Source organism: Salinibacterium sp. G-O1 (genome assembly GCF_030063305.1).
In the GTDB taxonomy this organism is placed as follows: domain Bacteria; phylum Actinomycetota; class Actinomycetes; order Actinomycetales; family Microbacteriaceae; genus Rhodoglobus.
The window spans coordinates 1-24,832 of the sequence record NZ_JASISV010000005.1 but is presented as its reverse complement, the minus strand read 5'-3'; the positions used below and the strand labels follow the sequence as shown (position 1 = coordinate 24,832).

Annotated in this window: 31 protein-coding genes; 10 read left to right on the top strand and 21 right to left on the bottom strand. The window is 61.5% G+C overall.

What is annotated here, in order from left to right:
• The first annotated feature begins 6 nt into the window (after window positions 1–6).
• Window positions 7–732 carry a DUF4238 domain-containing protein gene (locus tag QMG83_RS15225; protein ID WP_283506272.1) on the top strand — a complete coding sequence of 242 codons (726 nt, stop codon included), beginning with the start codon at window positions 7–9 and terminating at the stop codon, window positions 730–732.
• Window positions 733–962: 230 nt separating this feature from the next.
• On the opposite strand, the gene QMG83_RS15490 is transcribed toward QMG83_RS15225, so the two are convergent.
• From QMG83_RS15490 to QMG83_RS15210, 3 genes are all read right to left on the bottom strand, one after another.
• The gene (locus QMG83_RS15490; RefSeq protein ID WP_502949044.1) at window positions 963–1,298 is read right to left on the bottom strand and encodes a DUF3024 domain-containing protein; all 336 of its coding nucleotides are present in this window, start codon (window positions 1,296–1,298) and stop codon (window positions 963–965) included.
• The gene (locus tag QMG83_RS15215; RefSeq protein WP_283506271.1) at window positions 1,285–1,875 is read right to left on the bottom strand and encodes a recombinase family protein; all 591 of its coding nucleotides are present in this window, start codon (window positions 1,873–1,875) and stop codon (window positions 1,285–1,287) included. Before QMG83_RS15215 ends, QMG83_RS15490 begins: the two co-directional genes overlap by 14 nt.
• Before the next feature lie 260 nt (window positions 1,876–2,135).
• Complete coding sequence (locus QMG83_RS15210) at window positions 2,136–2,732, bottom strand: dihydrofolate reductase family protein (protein ID WP_283506270.1); 597 nt, start codon at window positions 2,730–2,732, stop codon at window positions 2,136–2,138.
• A 65-nt stretch (window positions 2,733–2,797) separates the two neighbouring features.
• Between QMG83_RS15210 and QMG83_RS15205 the strand changes: the two genes are divergently transcribed.
• Window positions 2,798–3,397 (top strand): TetR/AcrR family transcriptional regulator, encoded by a 600-nt coding sequence (locus QMG83_RS15205; RefSeq protein ID WP_283506269.1) that lies wholly within the window; start codon window positions 2,798–2,800, stop codon window positions 3,395–3,397.
• Between the two features lie 328 nt (window positions 3,398–3,725).
• On the opposite strand, the gene QMG83_RS15200 is transcribed toward QMG83_RS15205, so the two are convergent.
• Window positions 3,726–5,144, bottom strand: a complete 1,419-nt coding sequence (locus QMG83_RS15200) for a helix-turn-helix domain-containing protein (RefSeq protein WP_283506268.1) — start codon at window positions 5,142–5,144, stop codon at window positions 3,726–3,728.
• Window positions 5,145–5,885 (bottom strand): hypothetical protein, encoded by a 741-nt coding sequence (locus QMG83_RS15195; RefSeq protein WP_283506267.1) that lies wholly within the window; start codon window positions 5,883–5,885, stop codon window positions 5,145–5,147.
• A 377-nt stretch (window positions 5,886–6,262) separates the two neighbouring features.
• Between QMG83_RS15195 and QMG83_RS15190 the strand changes: the two genes are divergently transcribed.
• On the top strand, window positions 6,263–7,324 hold the full coding sequence (locus QMG83_RS15190) for an acyltransferase family protein (RefSeq protein WP_283506266.1): 1,062 nt from the start codon (window positions 6,263–6,265) through the stop codon (window positions 7,322–7,324).
• A gap of 531 nt (window positions 7,325–7,855) precedes the next feature.
• Here QMG83_RS15190 and QMG83_RS15185 read toward each other — a convergent pair.
• From QMG83_RS15185 to QMG83_RS15170, 4 genes are all read right to left on the bottom strand, one after another.
• The gene (locus QMG83_RS15185) at window positions 7,856–8,374 is read right to left on the bottom strand and encodes a TetR/AcrR family transcriptional regulator (RefSeq protein WP_283506265.1); all 519 of its coding nucleotides are present in this window, start codon (window positions 8,372–8,374) and stop codon (window positions 7,856–7,858) included.
• A complete protein-coding gene (locus QMG83_RS15180) occupies window positions 8,374–8,577 on the bottom strand; it encodes a DUF5708 family protein (protein WP_283506264.1) in 204 nt (67 codons plus the stop codon). The genes QMG83_RS15185 and QMG83_RS15180 overlap by 1 nt, the downstream gene beginning before the upstream one ends.
• Window positions 8,578–8,834: 257 nt before the next feature.
• Window positions 8,835–9,242, bottom strand: coding sequence for a VOC family protein (locus QMG83_RS15175; RefSeq protein WP_283506263.1), 408 nt, complete (start codon window positions 9,240–9,242; stop codon window positions 8,835–8,837).
• A 229-nt stretch (window positions 9,243–9,471) separates the two neighbouring features.
• Window positions 9,472–10,017: a CGNR zinc finger domain-containing protein gene (locus QMG83_RS15170; RefSeq protein ID WP_283506262.1), complete on the bottom strand. Its 546-nt coding sequence runs from the start codon at window positions 10,015–10,017 to the stop codon at window positions 9,472–9,474.
• 59 nt (window positions 10,018–10,076) lie between these two features.
• On the opposite strand from QMG83_RS15170, the gene QMG83_RS15165 reads away from it, so the two are divergent.
• The 4 genes from QMG83_RS15165 to QMG83_RS15150 all read left to right on the top strand — a co-directional run bounded on the left by QMG83_RS15165 (window position 10,077) and on the right by QMG83_RS15150 (window position 12,777).
• Window positions 10,077–11,333, top strand: a complete 1,257-nt coding sequence (locus QMG83_RS15165; protein WP_283506261.1) for an MFS transporter — start codon at window positions 10,077–10,079, stop codon at window positions 11,331–11,333.
• 182 nt (window positions 11,334–11,515) lie between these two features.
• A complete protein-coding gene (locus tag QMG83_RS15160) occupies window positions 11,516–11,857 on the top strand; it encodes an ArsR/SmtB family transcription factor (RefSeq protein ID WP_283506260.1) in 342 nt (113 codons plus the stop codon).
• A 4-nt stretch (window positions 11,858–11,861) separates the two neighbouring features.
• On the top strand, window positions 11,862–12,239 hold the full coding sequence (locus QMG83_RS15155; protein ID WP_283506259.1) for an SRPBCC family protein: 378 nt from the start codon (window positions 11,862–11,864) through the stop codon (window positions 12,237–12,239).
• 94 nt (window positions 12,240–12,333) lie between these two features.
• Window positions 12,334–12,777 carry a VOC family protein gene (locus tag QMG83_RS15150; protein ID WP_283506258.1) on the top strand — a complete coding sequence of 148 codons (444 nt, stop codon included), beginning with the start codon at window positions 12,334–12,336 and terminating at the stop codon, window positions 12,775–12,777.
• A gap of 128 nt (window positions 12,778–12,905) precedes the next feature.
• On the opposite strand, the gene QMG83_RS15145 is transcribed toward QMG83_RS15150, so the two are convergent.
• The 3 genes from QMG83_RS15145 to QMG83_RS15135 all read right to left on the bottom strand — a co-directional run bounded on the left by QMG83_RS15145 (window position 12,906) and on the right by QMG83_RS15135 (window position 14,350).
• Complete coding sequence (locus tag QMG83_RS15145; protein WP_283506257.1) at window positions 12,906–13,289, bottom strand: hypothetical protein; 384 nt, start codon at window positions 13,287–13,289, stop codon at window positions 12,906–12,908.
• A gap of 183 nt (window positions 13,290–13,472) precedes the next feature.
• Window positions 13,473–13,934 carry a hypothetical protein gene (locus tag QMG83_RS15140; RefSeq protein WP_283506256.1) on the bottom strand — a complete coding sequence of 154 codons (462 nt, stop codon included), beginning with the start codon at window positions 13,932–13,934 and terminating at the stop codon, window positions 13,473–13,475.
• The gene (locus tag QMG83_RS15135) at window positions 13,931–14,350 is read right to left on the bottom strand and encodes a VOC family protein (RefSeq protein WP_283506255.1); all 420 of its coding nucleotides are present in this window, start codon (window positions 14,348–14,350) and stop codon (window positions 13,931–13,933) included. Before QMG83_RS15135 ends, QMG83_RS15140 begins: the two co-directional genes overlap by 4 nt.
• A 77-nt stretch (window positions 14,351–14,427) precedes the next feature.
• Between QMG83_RS15135 and QMG83_RS15130 the strand changes: the two genes are divergently transcribed.
• On the top strand, window positions 14,428–15,414 hold the full coding sequence (locus QMG83_RS15130) for a helix-turn-helix transcriptional regulator (protein ID WP_283506254.1): 987 nt from the start codon (window positions 14,428–14,430) through the stop codon (window positions 15,412–15,414).
• A gap of 146 nt (window positions 15,415–15,560) precedes the next feature.
• Here the strand turns inward: QMG83_RS15130 and QMG83_RS15125 are convergent, their stop codons facing one another.
• Complete coding sequence (locus QMG83_RS15125; RefSeq protein ID WP_283506253.1) at window positions 15,561–16,847, bottom strand: MFS transporter; 1,287 nt, start codon at window positions 16,845–16,847, stop codon at window positions 15,561–15,563.
• Between QMG83_RS15125 and QMG83_RS15485 the strand changes: the two genes are divergently transcribed.
• Window positions 16,830–17,552 (top strand): CGNR zinc finger domain-containing protein, encoded by a 723-nt coding sequence (locus tag QMG83_RS15485; RefSeq protein ID WP_502949043.1) that lies wholly within the window; start codon window positions 16,830–16,832, stop codon window positions 17,550–17,552. The two genes, QMG83_RS15125 and QMG83_RS15485, sit on opposite strands and share 18 nt — an antisense overlap.
• 227 nt (window positions 17,553–17,779) lie before the next feature.
• A complete protein-coding gene (locus QMG83_RS15120; protein ID WP_283506252.1) occupies window positions 17,780–18,052 on the top strand; it encodes a hypothetical protein in 273 nt (90 codons plus the stop codon).
• Between the two features lie 184 nt (window positions 18,053–18,236).
• Here the strand turns inward: QMG83_RS15120 and QMG83_RS15115 are convergent, their stop codons facing one another.
• The 8 genes from QMG83_RS15115 to QMG83_RS15085 all read right to left on the bottom strand — a co-directional run bounded on the left by QMG83_RS15115 (window position 18,237) and on the right by QMG83_RS15085 (window position 24,580).
• On the bottom strand, window positions 18,237–19,067 hold the full coding sequence (locus QMG83_RS15115; protein ID WP_283506251.1) for an alpha/beta fold hydrolase: 831 nt from the start codon (window positions 19,065–19,067) through the stop codon (window positions 18,237–18,239).
• Between the two features lie 222 nt (window positions 19,068–19,289).
• On the bottom strand, window positions 19,290–19,655 hold the full coding sequence (locus QMG83_RS15110; protein ID WP_283506250.1) for a hypothetical protein: 366 nt from the start codon (window positions 19,653–19,655) through the stop codon (window positions 19,290–19,292).
• 85 nt (window positions 19,656–19,740) lie between these two features.
• Window positions 19,741–19,908, bottom strand: coding sequence for a hypothetical protein (locus tag QMG83_RS15105; RefSeq protein ID WP_283506249.1), 168 nt, complete (start codon window positions 19,906–19,908; stop codon window positions 19,741–19,743).
• Between the two features lie 589 nt (window positions 19,909–20,497).
• Window positions 20,498–20,962: a single-stranded DNA-binding protein gene (locus QMG83_RS15100; RefSeq protein ID WP_283506248.1), complete on the bottom strand. Its 465-nt coding sequence runs from the start codon at window positions 20,960–20,962 to the stop codon at window positions 20,498–20,500.
• Window positions 20,963–21,281: 319 nt separating this feature from the next.
• A complete protein-coding gene (gene dprA, locus QMG83_RS15095; RefSeq protein WP_283506247.1) occupies window positions 21,282–22,223 on the bottom strand; it encodes a DNA-processing protein DprA in 942 nt (313 codons plus the stop codon).
• Between the two features lie 368 nt (window positions 22,224–22,591).
• The gene (locus QMG83_RS15480; protein WP_502949045.1) at window positions 22,592–22,849 is read right to left on the bottom strand and encodes a ParB family protein; all 258 of its coding nucleotides are present in this window, start codon (window positions 22,847–22,849) and stop codon (window positions 22,592–22,594) included.
• A gap of 176 nt (window positions 22,850–23,025) precedes the next feature.
• Complete coding sequence (locus tag QMG83_RS15090) at window positions 23,026–23,973, bottom strand: ParA family protein (protein WP_283506246.1); 948 nt, start codon at window positions 23,971–23,973, stop codon at window positions 23,026–23,028.
• A 265-nt stretch (window positions 23,974–24,238) separates the two neighbouring features.
• On the bottom strand, window positions 24,239–24,580 hold the full coding sequence (locus QMG83_RS15085; RefSeq protein ID WP_283506245.1) for a hypothetical protein: 342 nt from the start codon (window positions 24,578–24,580) through the stop codon (window positions 24,239–24,241).
• Window positions 24,581–24,832 lie beyond the last annotated feature (252 nt).

The window sequence follows — 24,832 nt, the reverse complement described above, 5'->3', positions numbered from 1 at the left end:
CCCGGGATGGCGGTTAAGCGCGCACACATGGTGTCGAAGGGCTACCTGCGCGCGTGGGCGGACGCGAGGAATCGGGTCGACGTCGTCGACATTCAACACGGTCGAGGCTTCCCCTCAGCGATCGAGAACGCCACAGTCGTTAGCTACGCCTACGACCCCGCGGTCCTCACCCACGATCTGGAGAGCGACTACGCCGCTATTGAACACAGCGGCATCCCGGTAATCCTCAAACTTCGCGACGGACACACGACATTGACGGTTGTCGAACGGAGCGCGATAATCGCCTTCCTCGACATGCATCTCGATCGGGGGCGGTACGCGGACCAGACCGACGTCCGCATCCCAGCCCTTCTATTAAAGATCGGGGGCCAGGTCGAAGATGCCGAGCTGAACCTCGGCGACAGATTGCTCCTATCAAGGTCAGTGCAGGATGTCATCAGGGTGGCCACGCTCGGTCTCGAACAATGGCCGTGGCACGTGATCGGGGATCAGCAGCACCTCGCAACCGGAGACGGCGCGGTTCTCCTCTGGCGACCAACCGACGGCGCCGACATATGCACAGTCACCTTCCCGCTATCCCCCACACAACTGCTCGTGATCGGACAAGATCTCCCTGACGGCGTTCCCATCAATAACCTGCTCGCAAAGAACAGCAGGCGGTGGATCGTGGCAGAGCGGGGCAAGCTCGCCCTAGACCAAGTTGCGGTTGTTGCGGCTCGACCTGAAGGCTGAACCGCAACGACCCAAGGGCGGATCACGAGTGTGCGGTGTTCCGCGGCCGCGCACCCCTGGCGGTCGAGGAGGACGGTGATTGTGTCCACGGATAACGAGCGGTTTCGAGCGACGTCGGGATTTCGCCACCAGGTCGCGACACGCCGCGCAATCGTGCACCGAAATTACCCACCGAAACCGGAGTGAGTCGAAACGGCTTGTCGACCGTTATCGGTAGAGACTTTCTGGCGTCAGCCCCAGAAGATTGGATCGCCGCTGTCCGCGACGACATCCAGCAGAGCCTGCACTTGTCGTGATGGTGGTGTTTGATCATAGCGGTGGAATCGGAGGTGCCGATCCCGCCAGTAGAGGGTCCACTCACCCGTTGTGGCGGTGTACCGCAGTCGTGCGATGGGAAACCTTGTCCACTCCCCCGTCGGATCATCCCATGGCGGCCGCGTTTCCACGATGGTGACCGCCGTAGTCGTCACGTCGGCTTCGACGCGGACTTGATCGGCGTGGAGAGGGGATGTCTGCTTAGTGCACCACTTCGTGATGCGTCGCAGGTCGGTCTCAGGAACTGGCACGAGAGGCTTCCTGAGCGCGGCGGTAGAACGTGGACCGGGTCAGCCCTAGATCCCTGAGGACCTGCGCCGTCGACGCGCCTTCCTCGATAAGGTGCAGCGCGTTGCGGATCTGCCGGTCGGATACTGTCTTAGGCCGCCCGCCGAGATCCCCACCAGCTGTGCGCCGTTTGGCCACCGAGTCGGTGATGCGCTCCCTCTTGATGTCGAGCTCCATCTGCGCCAGAGCCGACATCACCGTGAACACCATCGCCCCCATCGGGGTCGATGTGTCCACGTCTCCCCCACCCAGGTTCAACACCCGAAGGCCCACCGACCGCGACCTCAGCCCCTCCGCGAAAGAGAGCATGTTCTGCGTCGAGCGACCAAGACGATCGAGCGTCGCTACGACCAGAGTGTCCCCGTCCTGGATCGCATTCAAAGCGCGATCGAACTCCGGCCGCGACACACGCGCACCCGACACCCCATGGTCGACATAGAGATCGTCTCGGCGCACTCCGGCCGCCAAAAGGTCGGCCTCCTGCCGGTCAGTGGCCTGCTGTTTGGTCGAGACGCGCGCGTATCCGATCAACTTGCCCAATAGTGCCTCCAGGTGTCCCAAAACCGTTAATGACTACCTCGATTCAACCAGAACCTTTTGGTACATAGTTATGGGAATCGAGGTGTGCCGAAAAGCCGGGAAATGGTCTCGCGAACTCGGGCGCCTGTGGGACATCCCATATCCCTAGGGTTACGAGGCACGCCTTTACGCGCAAATGACCTCGGGAATCGTTCGGTCGAACCCCGCTCGGCGGTAGTTGCTCGTACCAAGAAGTCTGAGGATGGAGAAGCCCCCGCACCTCAGTGAGACTGTTCGATTGCATTTCGGTAAGTCGCGAGGGTGATTCCACCTGGCAACTGCTCGATATTAGTGGCTTGCAAGCTGCGGGGTTGGATGCCGTCACCAAATAGCGGGATTCCGCTGCCGAGGAGAACGGGGTTGATCTTCAGCTGGATCTCGTCGATGAGGTCTACGAGCTGAGCAGCGAGCTCGCCGCCTCCGCATAGCCAGATGTCGAGGCCAGGTTCGGCTTTGAGTTCAGCAATGCGTGGGGCGATGTCACCACCCATGAGTTCGACCTGGGGTGACTCGGGTAAGTCCTGATGCGTGACGACGATCTGCCGTAGATGTGAGTATGCGCCGTCGGTCAGACCGGCCTCCAACGCCGGGGCGTGGGAGCGGCGACCCAAGAGAACCGTATCGAAGCGGCGAGGCCTGCCGGTCACGCCTAGCACTTCACGCAGATGCGCCGGGCACGTTTCGGGGTACCGGGCGAACAAGTTCGCCAGCGTTTCCGGATGGACCGGGAAGCGAGAGAAGTCGCCTGCCAGGTCGGCGATGAAGCCGTCGATCGACACGGCAACGAAGTAGACAAGTTTGCGCATGAAGTACTCCAATCAATACAACTGTTGTAGTCGCCTCCAATCTACAACACCTGTATTGATTGACTTATCATGTCTTCATGGCCTCGAATCCGGAACGCAGAGCGGTCGTCACGGACGCCGCTCTAGTCATCCTCGGACGTGACGGTGGGCGCGCCCTAACTCACCGGGCAGTGGATGCGTTGGCTGACATCCCGTCAGGAACCTGTGCGAATTACTTTCCCACCCGTGCGACACTCCTGCTCGCCATGGCTAAGCGAATATTTGACCGGCTCGAGCCCGCCGGCAATCGCCTCACGGAACTCGAGCAGGTGACGGAGGAGGAAGCGTTAGCGTCATACGCCGGCTACGTCGTCGAGCGCCTTACAAAGAATCCTGATATGGCACGAGCCCTCATCGAACTGCGCCTCGAAGCCTCACGCGATCACGAAGTGCACGACGCATTGGCACCGTTCCTCCGTCAAGGACTGAGCGACGACCTCGAATTCCACCAGGTCAGGGGCCTTGGCGCGAACCCGCGGGTCGTCATCCTCCTTCACCATCTAGTGAACGGCATTCTCCTGGATCACCTCACGATTCCCCTTGATCCCCACAGCGATCCCGTTGCGACCGCTAAAGAAGCAGCCCAACACCTCGCCTCAGGCGTGCAGATCATTCCCGGCACCAGGGGGAGTTACTAGCTTCAATCGCCAAAAGGCGGGCCAGAACGTCGCATAACCGGAGCGCCTCGAAACAGATGAGATTCAGCGCGTCTGGGCCAGACCGCCGACAGCAGGCGCAGGGCGAGACGCGTCGATTCCCTAGGGATATGAGACATTGCTCACAACACGCATCGGGAGCACTCCTTCCGATGTAACGAAGCAGTCGGCGATGTACCGCAAACTGACGCACGAGTCCGCCTAGCGACTAAAGGATACTGGCGGTCGAATCGCTACAGTAGGAGGGAGAAGAGGGCGTTCGATCTCAATACCAGTGAGATCGAACGCCCTCTCGCATTCGCGAGGTTGACTACTTGCCGCGCTCTGTGACGCTGGTGTTTGGATGACGCGCGGCCGCAGCGTCAGAGATGTACTTTCCGCTGATCGCGGACCGGTTGTGCACGCCACTCGACTTGTTGCCACCGGTCTCGGTGACGCTCGTCCTCGGGTGCCTGGCGGCCGCTGCCGTGGAAATGTAGCGGCCTGATATTGCGGAACGGTGAGCCATATCGGCTCCTTCCTTTTGGATGTCACTCATGGAGGAATCTCCACGAGTCGCCGCCGGATTTGTCTGCCGACGGTCGTCTGTGTTGCCCACCAGGGTGAGCTTGGGCTGTGGGTCGTCGATGTCGGCCAGGCGCCGGATGTGCTTCGGGGTCATCTGCAGATCAGCGGCGATCTGCGTCAAGGTGACGTCTACCGTGTCCAAGAGCTCGATGGCGTTCTTTAGCAGCTCCGGACGCTCGCCGGGGAAGTCCCGGATCGACAGTGGCCGACGCGGCGAACTGCTTAACGTTATGTAGGCGCGACGAGCGGTCGACTCGGAGATCAACTCCAGTTCCTTGGACCGGTACACCAGCGAGTGAACAGAGACGCCCCACCACTGACTGATTTCTTCCAACTTGTCGAAGTTGAGACGTCGAGGAAGCTGATTGCCGATGATCTCCCTCGGAGTCAAAAACTCGGCGGCGAACATGTCTGCCTGACGCTCCATCTGGCTGTCGGTGCCCTGCCTACCGTGGTGCAGCACGATGTGCCCGAGCTCGTGCGCCGCAGAGAAACGGTGACGCATGACGTCGTTAGCCTTATCCGGGGTGAGCACGATCATTGGCCGCGGGAGGGCAGTCGTCGAGAAGGCGTCGATGCGACCTTTGTCATCGGGAGCACCCTCCTGCTTCATGGTGAAGAAGACAGTGAGGATGCCGTGCTGCTCCAGCTCGTAAACGAGGTGCTTGATCGGCTCCTGCCCTAGTTCCCAGTGCGTTCGCATAGCGCGCGCCGCGGTCACCGGATCCGGAGTGTCCTGCGAATCTACAAGCGCCCAGTCCGGCATATCAAGTGGAGGGAACTCGACGCTTTCTTCCAAGTAGCAGCCGAGTTCCCAAGCCTGCTCGACGTAGGCTGTCGCCTGCTGCTGCTGGGCAAGTGACGTCGCCCGCAGCCGACGGAACGACGCCTCTGCAATATCGACTTGCGCTCGAGGCCGACCATGCGCAAAAAACCCCGGAGGAACACGGAGGGCGTTGGCAAGCAGGGCGATCGTCTCGGCCCGCGGCTTCATCTCGCCGCGTTCATACTGCCCGATCGCAGCAGCAGAAACACCGACTGCCTCGTGCAGCTCGGTCTTACTCATCTTGCAGACTTGACGAGCCTGGGTGAGACGTGCCGGATCAAACAAGCGCGCAACATCGGTAAGGCTTGGCTGCGGGGTTGCCCATTGCTCAGCCATTTAGTTGTGGCCCTCCTTGTCTTCTGGACGAGGTCGGAGCTTGGCGGAGGTACGGGGTCGATCTCCCTCGGCGAAGCCGCCCGCCGGGCGCGGTGCCTCGCGCTTGGTTTCCTTCGCGACGGGCTCTTTCACGTAGGTCAGACGCTCGGGGTCAGTGAATTCGAGATGGTGACCGCGCAGCCGGGCCGGCGCCCAAAACATCGAACCAACAGCAAACGGCGTGCTGCTGTAGTACGGCACGAACAGCGTCACACGGCCCAGGTCGCCCACGATATCCAGCACGTCGGAGAGGTTGGCCGCCTCATCCGGTTCTTCCTCGGGCAGATCGAACAAGCCAGGCTCGGTGTACTTCACGTTGCTAGTCGTCTCGAGCAACTCACGACGCTGCTCCGGCAGATAGCTCAACCGGAAGCGGCGGTGGTTGCGAGGCATTTTTTTGCCAACCCGCTGCAAGAAAATGAGCGCGTCACCGACGTAGGTCAGCGATCGCCGCGTCCCCTCCACGCGCTGCTCGCGGTAGCCCTCGAGGCTCTTGAGCGCCGCCTGCAATTCCTTCTGCGCGCCCCGGGACATCCCGACGCCGTAGACATCCTGATCTCCGTCAGGATCGGCGTATTCGGTGTGCGCCCGCGCCGAGCGCTCCTGACTGTCATGGATAGCCGTGGGGATGGCGCTGCGTATGGCGGAAATTTGCTTGTCCGAGAACTCCGCACGCCAATCGGGGCGCTCTGGCTCTTCCATAGTGTGTCCCTACCTTTCAACAAGGAACACCGTAGCAGATCGGTTTAGCCAGACACAGTATTCCGTCATTCAGGCTAAGGCGTGTCGCCGCAATGGTGCATATCATTTCACCGTTGCGGCTCATCGCTGCTGCCGAACTTGCTCGGCGATGTCTCGAGCGGCCGGCGAATATTCGCGTGCGACGCCGTACTTCGAATGATTGATCAGTGGGCCAGCTACAGCTTCGACTCGGTGAAGCTCCGGCCCGATGTTGCAGCCAGGTGGGTGATCTAGGTTTGTGAGCCTTGTTGAATATGCAGCTCGCTAAAGCGGGGCTGGAAGGAGCCCCTTGCGATTCGCACTGCGATTCGCAGCGCGTGGCGAGATAACGTGATCGCATGCGAGCCGAAGTGAATCGCGACAACAATTTTGATGCTGTCCGCCTGGTGGCAGCGGTGGCCGTCGTGGTCGGTCACGCATGGCCGCTGACGGGGCTAAGCCACGCGCCTCGAATCGGTGGGATCCCACTGTTCACTCTCGCAGTTTTCGTCTTCTTCTCCCTAAGTGGCTACCTCGTCGGGACAAGTTGGGTACGAGATCCGCGCCTTCTCCCGTTCCTAGCCCGCAGAGCCTCACGCATTTTTCCCGCTTTGATCGTCGTCGTTGTACTCACCACGTTTGTGCTCGGCCCGTTGGCGACAGCGCTCCCCCTTCTCGACTACTTCACGTCCGCTCAGACGTGGACCTATCTCACAAACGTCACCCTGGTCGCGTCGTATGAACTTCCTGGAGTGTTCGCGGCCAACCCGCGACCGGTTGTCAACGGAGTTCTATGGACGTTGGGACCCGAGTTTCTTTGCTACGTCGGGGTGATGGTTGTGGCGACCGTCGCGGTTGCTCTTCGGGCGCGACACGAATTCACACGCGCCGCCGTATTCGCAGTTGTCGGAGTTGTGCTTGCGATCGTAAGCAGCCTCCCCCTCGAATCGTTCGATGGGCCGCGACCAGCGCTGACAGCGATGGTCTTTTTTGCTATTGGAGCCGCTGTATCGCAGCTACCTTTGCATCGATTACCCCTGTGGCCAGCGGCGGTTCTTATCCCGGCGTGGCTGCTTGGCGGTGCACTGACGCCAGAATTCGCACAGGTGATGACTTGGATTACCCTCCCATATCTGGTGCTGTGCCTGGGCTCCCGGGCGACACCATTCGTCCGACGAGCGGGACGTTTTGGCGATGTTTCCTACGGCGTCTACCTCTGGGGCTACCTCATTCAGCAGCTTGTCTGGCAAGCCTGGCCGAACCTCGCTCTAGTAACGGACCTGATTATCGTCGTGGCGCTCACTCTCGCCGTCGCGTGGGCCTCCTGGCATCTAGTCGAGAAGAGAGCACTGGCAGCGATAAGGAACCGGCTTCGCGTGAGTCCCGCAACGTCTGCGGTCCTGGTACCGACTGACACTTAAGCCGCGGCCCTGAGGTGCGGCTTTTAACACACAATGTGGGCCGCGATGTAACGGCCGCTCTCGTGCTGAATCGCGCCGGCTTTCGTACCGCTTGCGGGCCGTACTTACTCCGGCCGACCCGAATTGGGGCTGTCCACTGTCTCGTAACCGAAGTGTCTCGTAACCCACGGGATACGAGAAACCGTGCAGGCGGTGCGGCCCGCAAGTGGAACCTTCAGTGAGATGGCGTCCCAGGGTTTTGGGAAGCAGTCTGCGCCTCGAGAATTGCGAGTGTCTTTTCGCTCGCATCGCGAATTCGGTGAAGGGCGCCGACGATGCTGATGCTCGCGAACGCGACTACGAGGATGAGCACAACGAGCAGCCAGATGGGATCGATGTCACCATCCTTTCAGCACCCCCGGCCTGCGTCCGCAGCAGAACCGCTACCGGGTCAGCGCGCTGGAAGAGGCGCTCAAGGGTAAGCATTCAGCAATTGCTACCCGTGCGGGATCGTCGGTTCGTGCGCAAGCCTACGAACGGCCGAGTCGCGCCTCAAGCGCATGTTGGCAGTCCCGAGACAAATGGAACGATCGTCTGCTCAACAAATGATCGACGTTCCGATAGGGGCAGCATGAGGCACTGGATGGTGACGCCGTCGATCAGCGCGAAGAGCTGCGTGGCCGCTTGGTCCGAGAGACCTTGGTCTGTGAACCATCGACGAAGTTCCTGATCGAGCTGCGCCGAAGTCGCGGCCAGTTCCGCATCGACGGCCGACATGGCGGCGTACGCGATCCAGACGCGAGCACGGCGTTCGCGCCGATCGTCTAGGGGGAGCCATTGATGCACGACGCCCATCAGGGTCGTGGCCTGCGCGGCCAGGACGTCTGCGAGGAACTGTTCTTCTGCATGGTCGAAGCCTGCACGCACCAGTTCGCTCTTAGTCCGGTAGTAGTACTGCACCTGTGCCTTCGAAATGCCTGCCGCAGCGGCCACGCTCCGGACGCTGAGCGCTCCAACTCCTTGCTCGGCGAGCACGGTCAGCACACCGTCGAGCAAGCGAGTGGCGGACATTAGCTCTGCGATCGTCTCGCGCGGTTCATCGACCACGCAGTTACAGCGAGCTCAATCACGCCAAGCACCGCGATCACCAAACCCGCCTGACGCAGACCGACCACTGGGGTTTCAATATTGAGAAAGGCGAAGAACAACACCAGACCCCCGACGACCATGACTGCTCCAATAGCAAATTTCCAACCATGTTTATTCATACTCATGCCCATCTCCGTATGTGTACGCTCGTACGGTACGCTCGTACGGTACGTACCGTACAGGTGGTGAAACGAGATGGTCAAGCCAGACGCTGCTCGCCTGGGAGGCAGCGACGGATTGCTTGTCCCGAGCAGTTCCGCAAGCGTCGTCCATGACTACGCACCAATCGCGCGCACAAGCGAACCAGTAGCGGGACCTTCTGCGGCCCACGTCGAACATTGAGGAAGGCCGCGGAGAAAAGGTGTCGTCGCGTGCTCGCAATCTATGTCGAGTAGGTGGCGATCTCGATGAGGTTTCCGTCTGGGTCCTTGATATAGACCGACGTTATGGTGCCTCGTGCGCCAGTTTGTTGGCAGGGTCCCTCGACGACGGCGACCTCACACTCGTGGAGCCGCTCAACTACTTTGAGAATCGGCATCTGGGTTAGCAAACAGACATCAAGCCCACCCGCGTTCGTTCGAGCGGCGTGAGGCTCGAACGGGTGCGCGGCGTCGTGGATGTTGATCTTTTGATCGCCAAACCGTAGGGCGTGGTAGCTGCCCTCGAAGATGACATGCGACATGCCCAGAACGGTCGTGTAGAAATCGACTGTGCGCGCAACGTCGCTCGCGTAGATCACGAGGTGATCTACGCCTGAGATCGCTATTACTGGAGACTTTGAGGACGTCATCTTTGACATGGTATTGGCAGAGCCAATCGCCCGCCATGTCGCTCTACTACCGCGAACAACCCTGGGCTAGCGGGGCTCGGACAGCAAGGTCGCGCCGCAGGTCGAGCGCGCAAACGGCAAACGAAGCGTGGGTCCTAAAGTGTGCCAGAAGGGAACGTCCGGCGACGCAATTCGAATAGGGAAGCGGACTCTATATAGCGGCGCGGCGACGGGTGCCAAACGGGAATATTTACCGCTGAGTCGACCCGCGCCAGCGCGCTTGCTTTGCCCTATTGCCGCAGATCTCCATCGAGCACCACTGACCGGTTCGAGAGCGGGAGTGGTCGTAGAAGCCCCACTGGCAGCGGTCGTTGATGCAGGCTTTGAGGCGCGACCAGCTCGCATTATTCACGGCGGATGCCACGGCGGATGCCACTCGCGCGAGGACACCGTCGACGCCGCTGCCCGCACCGACGAATCGTGCTCCGGTCGTGTCGAAGCGCAGCGAGAGCTGCCCTCGGGTGGCTGCCTCCGTGAGGGCGACGGCAGTGTGGTGGGGCATTGGAGCGCGCTCGTGGTTGGCGAGCATCCCCGCGCGTAGCGCCTCGCGCAGGTGTCGGGCGAAGGCGAGCTCGTCCGCGGATGCGCTTCCTCCGATGCCGTGCGTAGCCGCCCATACGCGCCAGCGGGAAAGATCTCCGAGTTGATCGACGTTCGACTCAATATCCCAGGTATTGACGAATGCGCGCACGAACTCGAGTTCGCCGGGCGCGGCAGCCACCGTTGAGGTTTGCATCGTCCCAGCATATAACCGCCATTGCGCTAATGCCGGTCGCTCTCGTAACCTTCTTCAGTATGACGACGGTTACTAGCGCGTGGAGCAGTCCGCCCTTCCGACGGGTCTGGGGAGCCGGAGCGATCTCGGCCCTTGGCGCGGAGATCGGCGAGCTCGCCATTCCCGTCCTCGCACTCGTGACCCTGGGTGCGTCTGCCACGGAATTGTCGTTCGTCCGTGCGGCGTTGCTGCTGCCGTACCTGATACTCACCCTGTGGCTCGGGGTGCTCGTCGACCGACATCCACGTCGTCCCCTCATGATCGGCGCTGACCTCGGGCGAGCGCTGCTGCTCGGGTTGGTGTGCTGGTTCGCGATCGCGGGGTGGCTCACCATCCCCATGCTCATCGCCGTCGCGGGTTTGATCGGAGCTCTCGCCGTGCTGTACACGCTTGCTGATTTCTCGTTCATTCCGCTCGTGGTCGACGAGCACCAGCTCATCGATGCGAACGCCCGAATCACTGCTGCGCAGTCCGCGATCGGCGTCGCGGGCGCCGGTGCGGGTGGTGCCCTCGTGCAACTGCTCACGGCACCATTCGCTCTACTGGTCAATGCCGTTGGGTACCTGGTATCCGGTATCCTCATCGCCCGAGTGCACGTTGACGACCCACCAGCACCCCGCGAGCAACGCAGGTCTGCCTTCGGCGAGGCTCGCGTCGGTATGGCGCTGCTCGCCCGCCACCGCGTGCTCCGGACTCTTATGACAGAGGCGAGCATCTGGAATCTTGGCAACGAGGTGCTGATCCTTGCGCTCACAATCCTCGTGCTGCAAACCTACGGTTTCGGGCCTCTCGTGCTCGGGATCATCCTGATGTGCGGCGGACTCGGTGCTTTCATAGGCAGCACCCTCAGCCGTCGGCTCACGGCCCGCTTCGGCTACGGCCGGTCGCTTGTCGCAGCCCTCCTCTTGGGCAACACGGCGCCGCTGATCGGAGTGCTGGCCGCAGCAACCCCGACGGCGCTGAGCATCGGCGCGCTTGCAGCTTCCTTCCTCGTATCCGGTATCGGTATCGGAATCGCGAACTCGCAGGCGGTGAGCTTGCGGCAACTCGCGGTCGCCCCTGAGCTCCGAGCGCGGGTGAACGCGGGATATCGCCTGGTCTCCTGGGGTGCGCTGTCGGTGGGCGCAATCGCTGGCGGGATTCTCGTGACAGCACTCGGCCCGTGGTCGGCCGCGGTGCTCGGCGGAGCAGTGATGGCAATCGCATCGCTGCCTGTCGCACTGTCGCCGGTGCGCCGCATCGTCTCGATAGACGAGGTGCGCCCGCCTGGAGCCTGAGCCCCACGCATCCTCGATAAGCACCACAGCCGCCTTGCCGCCACACACAGAAGCGCGATCCATCTTCGAGGAGTGATCGCAGGGAAACATGGTGCGGGCGACTTCCATCCCGAACCTCCCGCTTGACATCTACGCTGCCTTAGTGCCTAATAAAGCCATGTCTTATTTAAGCAGTATGTGAAATGGTTGCTTCGGACTCCCTGAGTCTCGTCTTCGCTGCGCTCGCCGATCCGACCCGCCGCGAAATCCTGTCGAGGCTCGCGCAAGGGCCGTCGACCGTTGGTGAGGTGGCGGCGCCGTTCGCGGTGAGCGCCCCTGCCATTTCCCAACACCTGAAGGTATTGGAGCGCGCAGGGCTGGTGACCCGCACTGCTCACGCCCAATGGCGAACCCTTTCGATGAAGGCGAAATCTCTCGACCAGGCTTCAGGTTGGGTTGAGAAGCATCGCCGCGACTGGAATCTACGCCTCGACGCACTGGAAACCCACCTCGAAACCATGAAGACCACAAATCCCAGGAAGTAAGAAAATGAACACGACAAACACGTCACCCGACGCTCTCCAGTTCTCGATCACCCGCACCTTTGACGCACCGCGCGAGCTTGTGTGGCGAGCCTGGACAGAGGAGGCCGAGTTGGCGCAATGGCTACACCCGTTCGGAGTCACCGCCGGTTCCGTCTCGTTCGACGTTCGCGTCGGCGGGCAATACCGCTACACAATGACGAACGCGGACACCGGCGAGCAGTTCCCGACCGGAGGCGAGTACCTCGAAGTGGAACCTATCGATCGGCTCGTCTTCACCTGGGGCGAACCTGATGCGCCCATCGAGGGGACTCCGGTGATCACGCTCACCCTCATTCCACAGGGCGAACGCACAGACCTCTTTATTCCATCTGCGTGGATATGACGGCAAGCCCGGCGATGGATTCGTTTACGACGGCTGGGACGAAGCCCTCACGAACATCGGTCGGCGTCTTGCCGGTGAGGAACTGGCCTGAATCATGGCAATCACCATGAACAACACAGGCATCGTCGCCGAGGATCTCACCGCAGCGGTCGAGTTCTTCATCGAATTCGGCCTCGAACTCGAAGGTCGAGCAATGGTCGAGGGTGAGTGGGCGGGGCATGTGACCGGTCTCGGCGATCAGCGGGTCGAGGTTGCCATGATGCGCACTCCGGACGGTCACAGCCGCCTCGAACTCTCTCGCTTCCTCACGCCACACGTCATCGCCGACAACCGAAGAGCCCCGGTGAACACGCTGGGTTACCTCCGCGTCATGTTTGAAGTGGACGACCTCGACGAGACACTGAATCGTCTGTACAAGCACGGTGCACAACTCGTCAGCAACGAAGTTGTGCAGTACGAAAACGTATACCGGCTCTGTTACATCCGTGGTCCCGAGGGAATCCTCCTCGGACTCGCGCAAAGCCTGACCTGGCCGTAACTGTCAGCGGCATACTGGGGGAGGCTCGCGAACCATCAGCGACGCAGCACACGCACAGAAATTCCAAACCTATGCGGAGCGTGACCCGTGTCTCAGGGGAACATCTTGCGGACTGTTCTGAGGATGGACTAACCCAGATTCATTTCGGTGAAGATTCGGGCCAGCGATGGAAACTCGGTGACCTCTGGCGCATTGTCAGTTAGCGATACTTCTGACCAATCGAGTGAGTCGAGGCGGCCGTCTTCGATGAACAACTCGATAGTGCCAACCGTGTGCTCATCCGGTGCCACATAAAGTGTCAATGGATGCTCCGATCCCGGAGGTATTAGATCGACCGCGTTCGGCACAGTGATGAAGAAGCACGGGTGCGTCCCCGCATGCGCGGGGCGTCCATGTTTCGCTACCGTGAGTTGAGCATGCGCCTGCTCGCGACCGACTGGCATCGTGTCGATCGCCATCTGCAGAATCGCGCGCTCATGATCGGTGAGTTCTCGCCCGAAGGATCCGCTCATCGGTCGACCATATCGACGGTTGATTGCGAGTCCCTGCCATTTGCTCGAAATCGACCGGAATATTTTACTGGGAAGTGCCCACCCACGTTTGTGCGGTAAGCATTGGGCGTGTGCGCCATTGACGGACTTACTCGAAAAATTGATGCCGGTCACATCCGCACCGACCCGCGGTATCCACTCGTCTCAGCGCGTGAAGAGTGTTCCGTAGCTATTGTTATACGGCTTTCCCGGCTTTGGGTGGGTGAATTTGAGCGCAGACCAGGTATCGTTCACGCTCAAGCAGGTGCTTTCGACCAAGCCGTGGAAGTACCCGACCCTTATTACTGTCGGAAGCGTGAGGTCGGTGCTGAGTTTTCTTGCCTTCGGCCAGGACACCCACATCATCCCCGAGGGCGCCAGATTCTCCTTCAACTTGGGGAAGTGGTCGTCCATCTCCGCTTGAGTCGTTGTGAATAGGTGCAGATAGTCGAACTGGCCGGCGAGCTCACGTGCGATGGCGAGCGGCGGCAGTTGCATGGCCGACACGGCGAGTTGTGGGGCAGCCACCAGATAAGCGCGGGTTCCGGGTTTGATCCCCATCTTCTGCGCGACTGTTCGTTCTGTCGGTCGCTTTGCAGCTTTCTGGGTGGAGGCGACACCGTTCACGAGGAGTTCCTGCCTGCCGCGATGTCCATATAGTGCGGGTTGTGCATGACCCCCAGGATGTTCCCGAATGGGTCAATGAATGACGCGGTCGTAAAGCCGGCTTCCCGCTCGGTCAGGGCCTCGTACTGTGTGGCACCCATCGCCGTTAACTTTTCAACCGTCTCGGTCAGGTCGTCCACATGCCAGAATGTCACTGCGCCACCGGGGGCGTTAGCTGCACCTGGGGGTGCGTACTTGCGATCGATGAGGCCAAGTTCGTCCTGATCATCGCCCACCCGAAACTCCACATATGCTGCGGGCGCCGGCAGCGCCGGAAACGCGTAGTAGGGACGGATACCCAGCAGTTTTGCGTACCAGTCCGCTGCTGCAGCCACATCATCTGCGTAAAAGCTGATCGTTGCTATTCCTTGAAACATTGACACTCCTTCAGTTGGGTCGGAGGCGCGACCTCCGCTGTACAACTTCAAGTATTCCCACCCAAAGTGAGCACCATGTGAGCACTTTCAGTGGAAGACTTCTGAATATGAGAGCGGACCGTTTGGTGGCAACCCTGTTGCTGATGCAGGCTCGCGGGCGGGTCACTGCCGCCGAAGTTGCCTCGGAACTCGAGGTGTCTGTGGCCACCAGCCGGCGTGATTTCGAGGCGCTATCCGCTGCAGGTGTCCCGGTGTACCCGCAATCCGGGCGGGGTGGAGGCTGGTCCCTGGTTGGCGGTGCCCGTACCGACTTGACCGGGCTGAACGCCAGCGAAGTGAAGGCTCTGTTCCTGCTAACCGGCTCTGCAATGTCCATCGACCCGGGAGCGAGATCCGCGCTGCGAAAACTAGTCCAAGCTCTGCCGGAAACCTTCCGCGAGCATGCTCACGCTGCCGCCGCGGCCGTTGCGATCGACCACACTAAGTGGGGAGAAGATGTCCGCGACCGCCCCGAGTGGGTCACGGAACTCCAAAACGCCGTCGCAGCCAGACGCAAGGTCTTGCTGGCCTACGAGAATCGCGATCATCAGAAAACGCGACGGCTGGTCGATCCGTGGGGTGTGATTAGTAAGTACAACATCTGGTACCTCATCGCGGGGACCGAGGCCGGAAAGCGGACATTCCGAATCGACCGCATCTCAGCAGTGGAGTCCTCCGAAGTCGCCTATCACCGGCCGGACGACTTCGAGTTAAACCGCGAATGGTGGCTGATTGTCGTCGAGGTCGAACGGCACCGATCGCTTGCGACGGCAACGATCCTTATCAACTCCCACCTGACATCTGCCCTTCGCGCACAATTTGGACGACACTTCGAAGACTTGGGCCTAGACAACGACGGACGCGCGCTGGTGCGCATTACGGCGCCGATGCCTCTATCCATCGCAGAACAACTCGCCGGCTGGGGCGCAGCGGTTGAGGTGATCGAACCGGATTCGGTCAAAACCCACCTAGCTCGGCTCGGTGCGGAACTCATGCAGCGCTATGCCATCGCCGACATGGGTTGAAGAACGACGGGCGGCTGTCAACCGACACCGTTGCTCAGAGCCATTCAGCGGAGCCAATCCGTCCGCTTTGGAAGGAACTACAGACTCAGCGCACTGGATCCGGTCACCACCATCCGCAAGCGGGACGGCCAACGGGCAGTTTCGGGTCACCCCTCCGGTTCCTCCTCGTCTTGCGCTTTCACATATGGTTTCTCCAGGTCGGTGTGACGGAGGCTCAGCAGGAAGCCGCAGAGCACAGATACAGCCACGAGCATGGCCGCAAAGAATGCGACGCGCACCCCGAAGCCTTCTGCGATTAGACCGGCCGCCGCTGCGCCTATGGGTATGACGCCCCAGCTGAGCAGCCTCGAGGCGGCGTAGACGCGACCGAGAGACGCCTGTGGAACTAGATTCTGGCGCAGTGTTGCCACAACCGTGCGCCACACGGTTGCCCCTGCGCCCGCGATAGTTAGGCCGATCGCCACCGGGGCGAGACCGAGACCCGCTGCAACTGGTGCCACGAGGAATATCGTGCCGAGCAGATCTGCAAAGAGCACCCACCGAACGCCCACTCTCCGAACTGCGGTATCGATGACTGGCGCCACGAGGACCCCGCCCAAAGCCATTCCCCCTAGCAGCACGCCATAGCCGATCGATGTCAGGCCGAGGCCCCCCGGGCCAACAGCGTAGATCACGAACAATGCGCCCCATGTCGCCCACACCAAATTCATGCCTGCGGTGAGTACCGTGAGGGAGCGCAGCATGGGGATGCGCCAGAGAAGCCGGATTCCCGAAGTCAGCTCGGCGTGCCATGCACCGCGTTTGGCGTGCCTTCGCCCGCGGTCACGTGGTCCGATCCGCGGGGAGCCCGCTCGGCGTCCCATGAGAAGTAGCGCCGGTACTGCAAGCAGGTACAACGCTGCAGGCAGGCCACTTGCCGCTATCACTCCGAACCCGAGCAGAAGGCCCGCAAGTGGCGGTCCGGCTAGCTGATTGAGTACATTAATTGTGGTTTCAATTCGCGCATTGGCGCGCCCGCGCAGCACAGGTGGGACAACCTCGGGGACCAGCGCAGTGAAGCTGCTGTCGGCAAGAACCTCGCCCATACCGAGAAGCAGTGCGAGCGATATAAGAATCGGCAGGCTGCCACCGAGAACAGACCAAACTGCCATCAGCGTAAGCAAAAGAAGCGCTCGGGACACGTTAACGACTACGAGCAAACGGCGGCGGTCAACGACGTCAACTAACCACCCTCCAGGGAGGCCAAAGATCGCCCATGCTGCGGTGCCTGAAACTGTGACCGCTGCGACCTCTCCTGGAGCGTCGGTGATGGTCAGTGCCAGAAGCGGGAGAAGAGTCAAGATCGTACCGTCCGCAAGGTTCGCGGAGGCTGTTGCAGCCCATAGACAGCGAAAGGGTCCGCTCAACTGGGGGTCATGGGATGCTGCCCGCATCGATCACACCACTTTCTCACTATCAAAACCAGTTTCACTAGTGAGACTAACGGGCGCCCGATCACCAGTCAACGCCGCTTTAGCGGTGATACGCTGACATATCATCACGCAAGGAGTTCAGTCATGGAGTTGACCTTCGAACTGGCCGGGAACTCGCTATGTCTTGATTTCACAAACACCGTGAACGCCCGGCCCACGGCAAAACGCGACCTTCTGGAAACCCCAGAAGGTCTTAGCGCCTGGCTGAAAGCGTCAGGGCTTGACCATGGACACGTGCCCAGTGCTGAACCTCCCGTTCTCGCGGAACTTCGAGAATTCCGGGAGCTTGTGTACGCGGTGTTTCACGACGTTGCACGAGGGATGCCCATGCCGATCGGACCTCTTACTAGCATCGTCAGCCGGCACGCAGCGGCACTGTCAAGCGCGACCTGGGAAATGGTCGATGATCGATTGATCCCTGGCTGGAGTCTGGTGCATCCCTCACAAATCCCAGACTTGGTTGCCGCTTCAGCCGTTCAACTCTTGCAGAGCGGGCCGCTCAGCAGGCTCGGGCAATGCCCCTCATGCGGCTGGCTGTTTCTCGATACTTCACGTAACGGCAAGCGACGTTGGTGCAACATGGCAACATGCGGAAGCCGGGATAAGTCATCCCGGTACTTCGACCGCACCAAGCGAGGCACGCCGCAACCTCCCCATCGCACTTAGTGATAGCCATCGTGAGCCTTCTCCCCGCAGGTACACCGCTACGGCTACGTCTCGAATCACAAGGAAAAGAAGAGGTCTCGCCGCGCACACACTACAAATACTGTGTTGCATCCCATGGGTTTCGAGGCACTTTGGTTATGAGACAGTGGAACACTCAGGGAGCGCTATGCAGACGCTAGTTAGACGATCGACTAACGGGCGAGAAGGGCGAGTAGCAGAATTGAGGCATGACGCCTCCGCCCGCGAATCTTTCTTGGATCGGCTTCACCAAGGAACAGCACGATCTCCTCGAAACGCTGCACTTCATCGGCAACAACGGGTGGGATCGGAATGGGCAGACCGATGAGATGATGCCGAAGCTGCTTGAAAGCGCAGCCTCAGAAAGTCTTTCGCTCCCCCGCATCAAGGAAGCCATGTCGGCAGTCGGTCATTCACGGGAGGAACTGCACCAGCTTGACCGTTGGGAGTCCAAGCGCACGACCGGGAAGTTCGGACGCTGAGGGGTCCGCTCACCGCGCACGAATAGCGATCGCCTATCGGGCACTTCGTTCTCGAGCACTCGATGATGCTCGTAACGGGAACGTCTTTCGGGCAGACCCATGCCAGGTCCGACCTTGAGTGAGTCGACTTACCCGCAAGACAAACAATCCTGGACCGCGCGCGCTTAGGGGCACAGGACGGGGTTTATGCCAATCCGGCTGCAAGCCATCTGGTGAGTTCTGCGGAAAGAGCCGCAGGGGCATCGAGCTGAATGAGATGGCCGGCATCGTGGATTAGCGAGATGGAAGCATGGGGAATCACTGCACGCAGCCGGTCGGCGCGATCCTTCGGTATCCACGTGTCCTCAGCACCCCAGACAATGTGTACCGGTTCACTTAGATTCTCGTATAGCGGCTCTACCTCATCGGTGAACCGCTCGTCCGCTTCTGCGATCTGCTGGTAAAACGCTCTTTGACCCTCGTTGCTCATCCATGGAGAGACCAACATCTCGAGGTCATCCTCTCGAAGACCCCGGTGGCTGGCTCCACGGATGTACGCCTCCACCGCGCCCCGATGCACTGCGGGTGGTAGCTGGGTGAAGACTGCAGCGTTCTGCCTCACAAGGTTGAAGAACGGTGATCCCCATGGTGAGAGCGCGACGACGTCAACAAGGCACAGAGAGGCGTAGCTCGCGCCGAGGAGCAATCGGGCGCGAAGGGCGACGACTCCGCCGAAATCGTGTGCGATGACGTGGGGCCGATCGAGACCCCAGTGGTCTAACAAGAACGCAAATATCTCACTTTGGACACCAAGATCCACCCTGTGCGGTGCGTCCTTCGAAGACGACCCATAGCCGGGCATGTCCCAAAGATAGACAGTGAACTGGCGACAGAGCGCGTCAGCAATTGGCCGCCACAGCGCCGACGACCACGGCGTTCCATGGAGAAGCACCAGGGCTGGGCCATCACCGTAACGGTCCCACTTGACTGTTCTTCCCTGCCACGTGATTTCCTGAGTCAGGCTGTGAATGGTCATCCCCGATTGTCGCAGCATGCCCTTCGTGCTAACGCCCGGTAGCCGGACGATCCGCGAACACTCCCCCGCCGTTATCGGCGGCGCGGCACCGCCAGGCTTGTGGATGCCCGTTTAGGTGCCCCGAGAAACTGCCCGATGGCCGGGCGTGAAACGCACGAGCTGAGGTGCCCCGAACGCTGATCCTGTCGGGGCCCTGCGTTCGTCGCGATGCTCCGCACGCGCCTAGCGGGGGGTGTCGAACCAGCGGACGACACCGTTGGCGGTGTGCGCGGCGCTGACCGCGGCGGACGCGGTGGCGATCGCGTCCGCGGCCTGGTCGAGTTTCGCGGCGGCAGCAACGGTTCCCGTTGCTCCGTCGCCGGTGCTGTCCTCGCCCTGGTAGTGCTTTCCGTCGACCGTGTCGGTGTGCCAGGCGGCGAGTTGCTGACAGACCAGCTGCAGGCTGTCGAGGGTACCGACGAGCTCTGCCAGCAGATCATAGGAGTCCGGTGGTGACGGCACGGTCCGTGTCGAGTGCGCGAGAGTGCGCGCCTGCTCTGCAAGCTCCACGGCTACATGCAGCTGGCGGTGTTGCTCATTGACGGCCATCGTGGTGTCCCTTGTCTGGTGGGTGGTGTTTCAGATCCAACCGCGCACCCCTGACAGTGCAGTGGTGCCCGGTCAGCGCTTGCAGTTATTGGCAGCTGTCGCATTCGAGATTGTCCATCGGGTCGATGGGGACGGTGTACCCGTCGACGGAGGCGATCGTGTAGCTGTCGGTGGTTTCGGTGGTCCCGTCCGGGTGGAGGTCGGTTTTGGTGACCTGGGCGATGATCGCGGGGTTCTGGTGGGTGGTGTTCATGTGCTCTCTCCTGTCTGGTGTGTGCCTTCCGGCGAGAGAGGTCGCCCCGAGTGAAGCGGTGAAGTGGCGACTCGTGGAATACCGGAAGCGTAGCGAAGGATATGCCGCGAAAGGTCGAAACGTAAGCCGCGCAGCGAACTAAGATCGCCTCTTCCGGAAGGCAAGCGCTGGGGAGAGTTCCTGCGACGCTCCCGCCTACTCCCCCATCGTCGGCGCTCGTGGGAATTGATGGGGCTGTCGCGTGGCGGGGGCCACCCTGCCGAGCCACCCTGCCGGGTGTGCGCGGGTGAGCTCGACGCTGAGATCCTGCCCTCCAGCGGCGGCACGATGATCGTTGACAGCCGCCGAACCGACGAGCTGGTCAGCGTCACGAATCCTGGGTGGGGTCCGCTCCCCCGCCATCGGCGGGCGCGAATCAGACCGGACACCCGTCCGGGCGTACGTGGCGATGATGCGCCGCGCGGCCGGCTCGCCGGACGCGCCAAGCGTCGTACCCAGCAACAGCGCCTCCCGCGCCGGGCGGCGCGCTGTTGCCTTGGGCGGGCCGCCCCTGGTGGGCCGACCTGCTGGGCAGGCCGACCCAGGTCGGTTACTCGCCAGCGAGCTTCGCCCGCAGCTCGGCGATATCCGCCTCCTCCACGCCTGTCTCCTCCATACCTGTCTCCTCCGCGGCAGGCTCTGGTTCGCTGGTGACGGGTGCGGGTGTGCGGGTGAATTGGGTGGTGCCGAAGGTGAGGTTGTGGCCGATGGCGTCGGCTTCCACCTCGATGCTTGTTCCGGTTCTCTCCCCGTTCTCCCATTCGCGGATCCGCAAGGCTCCGGTGACGATGACCCGCTGTCCTTTGTCGATGGACTCGGCGGTGTTGCAGGCCAAGCCACGGAATGCGGTGATGGTGTACCAGTTGGTGTCCCCGTCCACCCAACGGCTCGTGCCCCGGTCGTAACGGCGGGTGGTACTGGCGAGGCGGAACGAGGCGATATCAAGCCCTTCGCTGGTGGTGATCTTCCTCGGTGTGGTGGCGACAAGCCCGGTGAGGGTGATGGTGTCGGTCATGGGTTCTGCTCCTCTAGCTCAACTGATTTTTTTGCCTGTCTGGCAAGAGCATCGATTGAGAGCGGAAGCACCGAGAGTGTGAGGGTCGTGGAATACCGGAGCAAGCGAAGCGCGTGAGGATATGCCGCGAAAGCCCGAAACGTCAGGTGCGCAAGCGAACTACGGTGACCGGCCAGACAGACGAAAAAATGGCTTCTCAACAGTCAGCGCCGCCACCGGCGGCTCCGCACGCTTTCCTGGTCTTCTCGCTCGCGCCTGGTGAGGCACGAGCCCGGGGCGAGCGGCCGGCCCCGGGAGGCCGGCCGCCGCCTCCCTGCCCCTACAGTTCGGCTGCTTCCTCGGCGCAGGTGATGAGGGTGGCGTGGTGGTCGCGGATGAGGCGGTGGCATCCTGCGCTGGCGGCGCTGGTCACCGGCCCCGGCACCGCCCCGACCCCACGCCCCAAAGCCTGTGCGTGGTGGGCGGTGTTCAGCGACCCCGAGCGCCACCCGGCTTCGGTGACCAGCACCGCGGTGCTGTTGGCGGCGATGAGGCGGCCTCGGGCTTGGAACCGCCAGCGGGTGGGCATCGCCCCGCACGGCAACTCGGACACGACAGCACCCTGCTCCACGATGCGGGTTAGGAGGGCGTCGTGGCCGGATGGGTAGAACCGGTCCACTCCCCCGGCAAGGTAGGCGACGGTGCGACCCCCTGCGGCGAGGGCTGCCCGGTGGGCCATCCCATCGATCCCATACGCCGCACCCGACGCGACCGTGTGCCCGCGTGCGACGAGCCCCGCGGTGATGTCCATCGTGATGTGCTCCCCGTACCCGGTGGCCGCCCTCGCCCCGACGATCGCCGTGGTGGTGGTATCGGTCAGAATCTCGCTGTCTCCGCGCACCCATAGGGCGAACGGGGCGGCGTCCCCGAGGTCGTTCATACGGGTGGGCCAGTGCGGGTGCTCCGGAGTCACCAGCGTTGCCCCGAACTGGGCCGCCGCACGGTAAGCCATCGCGAGAGTGCCCGGCGTGAACCGGTGCTGCGCACGAGCCCGCAACTGCTCCGGCACACCCGCACCGCCGCCACCGTTGCTCTCGTCGTCGTCAGTGTCGGTGTCGGTGTTGAGGATCGCCCGCAGCGCGTCGGCGGCACCTAACTGTGTGACCAGTCTTCCGGCGTCGGTGTCTCCAGGCTCGAGCAGGCACGACAGCGTCGCGCGTGCGATCGCATCCGCGGTGAGATCCTCGAGGCCCTGCAGCTCGGTGGTGGTGGTGTCGGTCATGGTGTTTCTCCCTTGGTCAACTGATTTTTTTGCCTGTCTGGCAAGAGCATCGATTGAGAGCGGAAGCACCGAAGTGAAGGGTCGTGGAATACCGGAACATCGTGAGGATATGCCGCGAAAGCCCGAAGCGAAGGTGCGGTAGCGAACTACGATGACCGGCCAGACAGACGAAAAAATGTCTCTCGGACAACAGCGCCGCGGCGGCGGCTCGGTCTCGCTCCGCTCGCCTCTGCAGTCGTCAGCAGTTTGACCTATCTCGGACCCTCCGGACACTTGAGTCGGGGCGCTGATGATCCCGAGAGGATTCTGGAATCATCTCTGCCGCGAAGCTTGGGATGGTCACACGGTCACCTCCCTTGGCTTCGATGCTATTTGAGGGGCCGTCCAGCTGACAGTCGAGTGCCGCTGCTGGGGTATGCCTGCCCCGCGTTATGTTCAGCTTCGCGGCGTTGGGTTTCAGCGAGGATGGCCCGTTCCACATATTGGGACCAGCTGATGTCGCCCTCGAGGTGCCGGGTCGCTTTGAACGTAGCTTTGGCGCGTTCGTGGAGATCCGGGGAAACGTAGGCGTTTACCCGGTCATTAGGGCCGGCGACAGCTTGCGGGGCTTGTTTCGCCGCGCGCATCCGCCCCACAGCTTGGCTCTTCACAGCAGAAGCCGCTTTCGCGGGCTCGACAGTTGACTTTCCCGCTGCCGGTGGTTCTTCGGCGGGCGGTATGGGCCTGTTACGAGCCTGCATTCGTGACAGGTCAGGGGTGGCGCGTGGGGTAAGTCCGACGATTGTGCGGTCCGGTGCATCGCTCATGCTGATTGCTCCTGTGTTTCGGCCGCGGTAATTCGGGCAACGACTTCGTCAGTGATCGCTTTAAGGTCGTCCGCGACGGACCCTGCTGCCTGGGGGGCGAGGGTGCTCGCCTCGGCGTCCCCTCGCCGGATCTCGAACCATTTCGGTCCTTTGCGGACGTGTTCGTCGAGTTCATAGACGAGCAGTCCCTTTTCGCGGGTGGCGTGTGCTGTGGCTTCGGAGTGGCGCACGGTGGCTGTCAGAACCACGTCGTGATCGGAGTTGAACAGTTCGGCGATGTGTTTGCGTGCATCAATTTCTGAAGCGCGCAAGACAATCCTGTTTTTACGTTGGCTTGGGGTGCCCACGTCCACCAGGACAACCCCGAGGAGGTCGAGGGTGGGATTGATGTCCAGCACCGCGTCGAGGCGTGCAGCAACTGCGGTGAGTCCTTTTCGACTGGACTTATCTGTTTTCACTGGTACGAGCGCGTAACGGGCGGCGGCGACCGCAGCAGTCTGGAGTGTCTCGTCTCCTGGTGGGCAGTCGATAAGGATCATGTCGTAATTCGCAGCGATCGGCTCCAGGATGCGCGCCACGGCAAGCTTCGCCTCGTCGGGATCTTTGTTGGCCATAACAGCGAGGCCGCCGGTCGCTTTGTCGAGTTGGAGACCACCCGCGAAAACGTCGAGGTTCTGACGGATGCCTTTGATGGGCTCTACTCCCCCACCGAACATCAGCGCGCGCGCAAGCGCTGCACCGTCGTCGCCTCGTTCATCGTCTGTGTAGCCCAAGTCCTCCGCGAGGTTTCCCTGCGGGTCGAGGTCGACCAGGAGGACACGGTACCCACTTGCGGCGAGCATCCCGCCGATATTGGCGGTGAGGGTTGTTTTCAGTACTCCGCCTTTGCCGTTAATGACAGCAATGACTCGATCAAGCGCTGAGCGGTTGAGCGTCTTAGGCATCAGGTGATCCTTCCGGGATGAAACCTACAATAACGCTATTACCGGCATTACGGGTATTCACTGCATTGACCGTATTGGTGTGTTTGCCGTGATTGTAACTATAAACCCTAATAGCGTCATTATATTTAATGGCACTATTATTTTGGACGGCGCTGGTAGTGCAGCAGCTTGCGCGAAAATCGCACGTCCGTATTCTGACCGAAGTCTCAAGGCCGAATAAAGCCAGGCCTCGGGCCCGAACACAGGGCCGCGACACGCGCACCATTCAGACCAGACCCGCGGCGCTCGGGTCATCCCAGCGTGTGGTGGCGGGGGTTGCGATCACCAGGGGCATGAAGGTAACCAGAGCCTGAAACGCGGAGCCCTGATCGGGATACACCCCGATGGGCACTAAATGGCTGTGGCTGTCGGTGGTGTGCAGCAGCACGCAGGGATAAAACTCCTCTGTTTTCGACCCTGCGAGCACTGCTTCGTCGAATGTGTTGCTGCCCAGGCGTTCCTCGACGCTAACGACCTGCTCGAGGTTGATCCACGTGTCGTCGGCGCCGATCTGGGGTCGGGTGGATCCGGTTTGGTAGGTGGTGACGGCCAGCTTGATGAAGTTCATCGTGTTCCTCTCTCAGAGCGAATCTGCTCGACCGTACGCGCAACGTCGCGTCGCGCCCGAGAGTTGACGGGGATTGTGGACAACCTGGCAAGCGGGGGAGCGTGAGGGGGCAGTGCGCCCCCTCACCGCGGCATAGCCGCGCCCGGCTACCGGATGATCTTCATCGCGATTTGCAGCGCCCGGTCGTAGCTGATCCCGACGGGCCGGATCTTGCCCTTCCGGTATCGGGCCTTGGTCGCTGGCCGTGAGCTT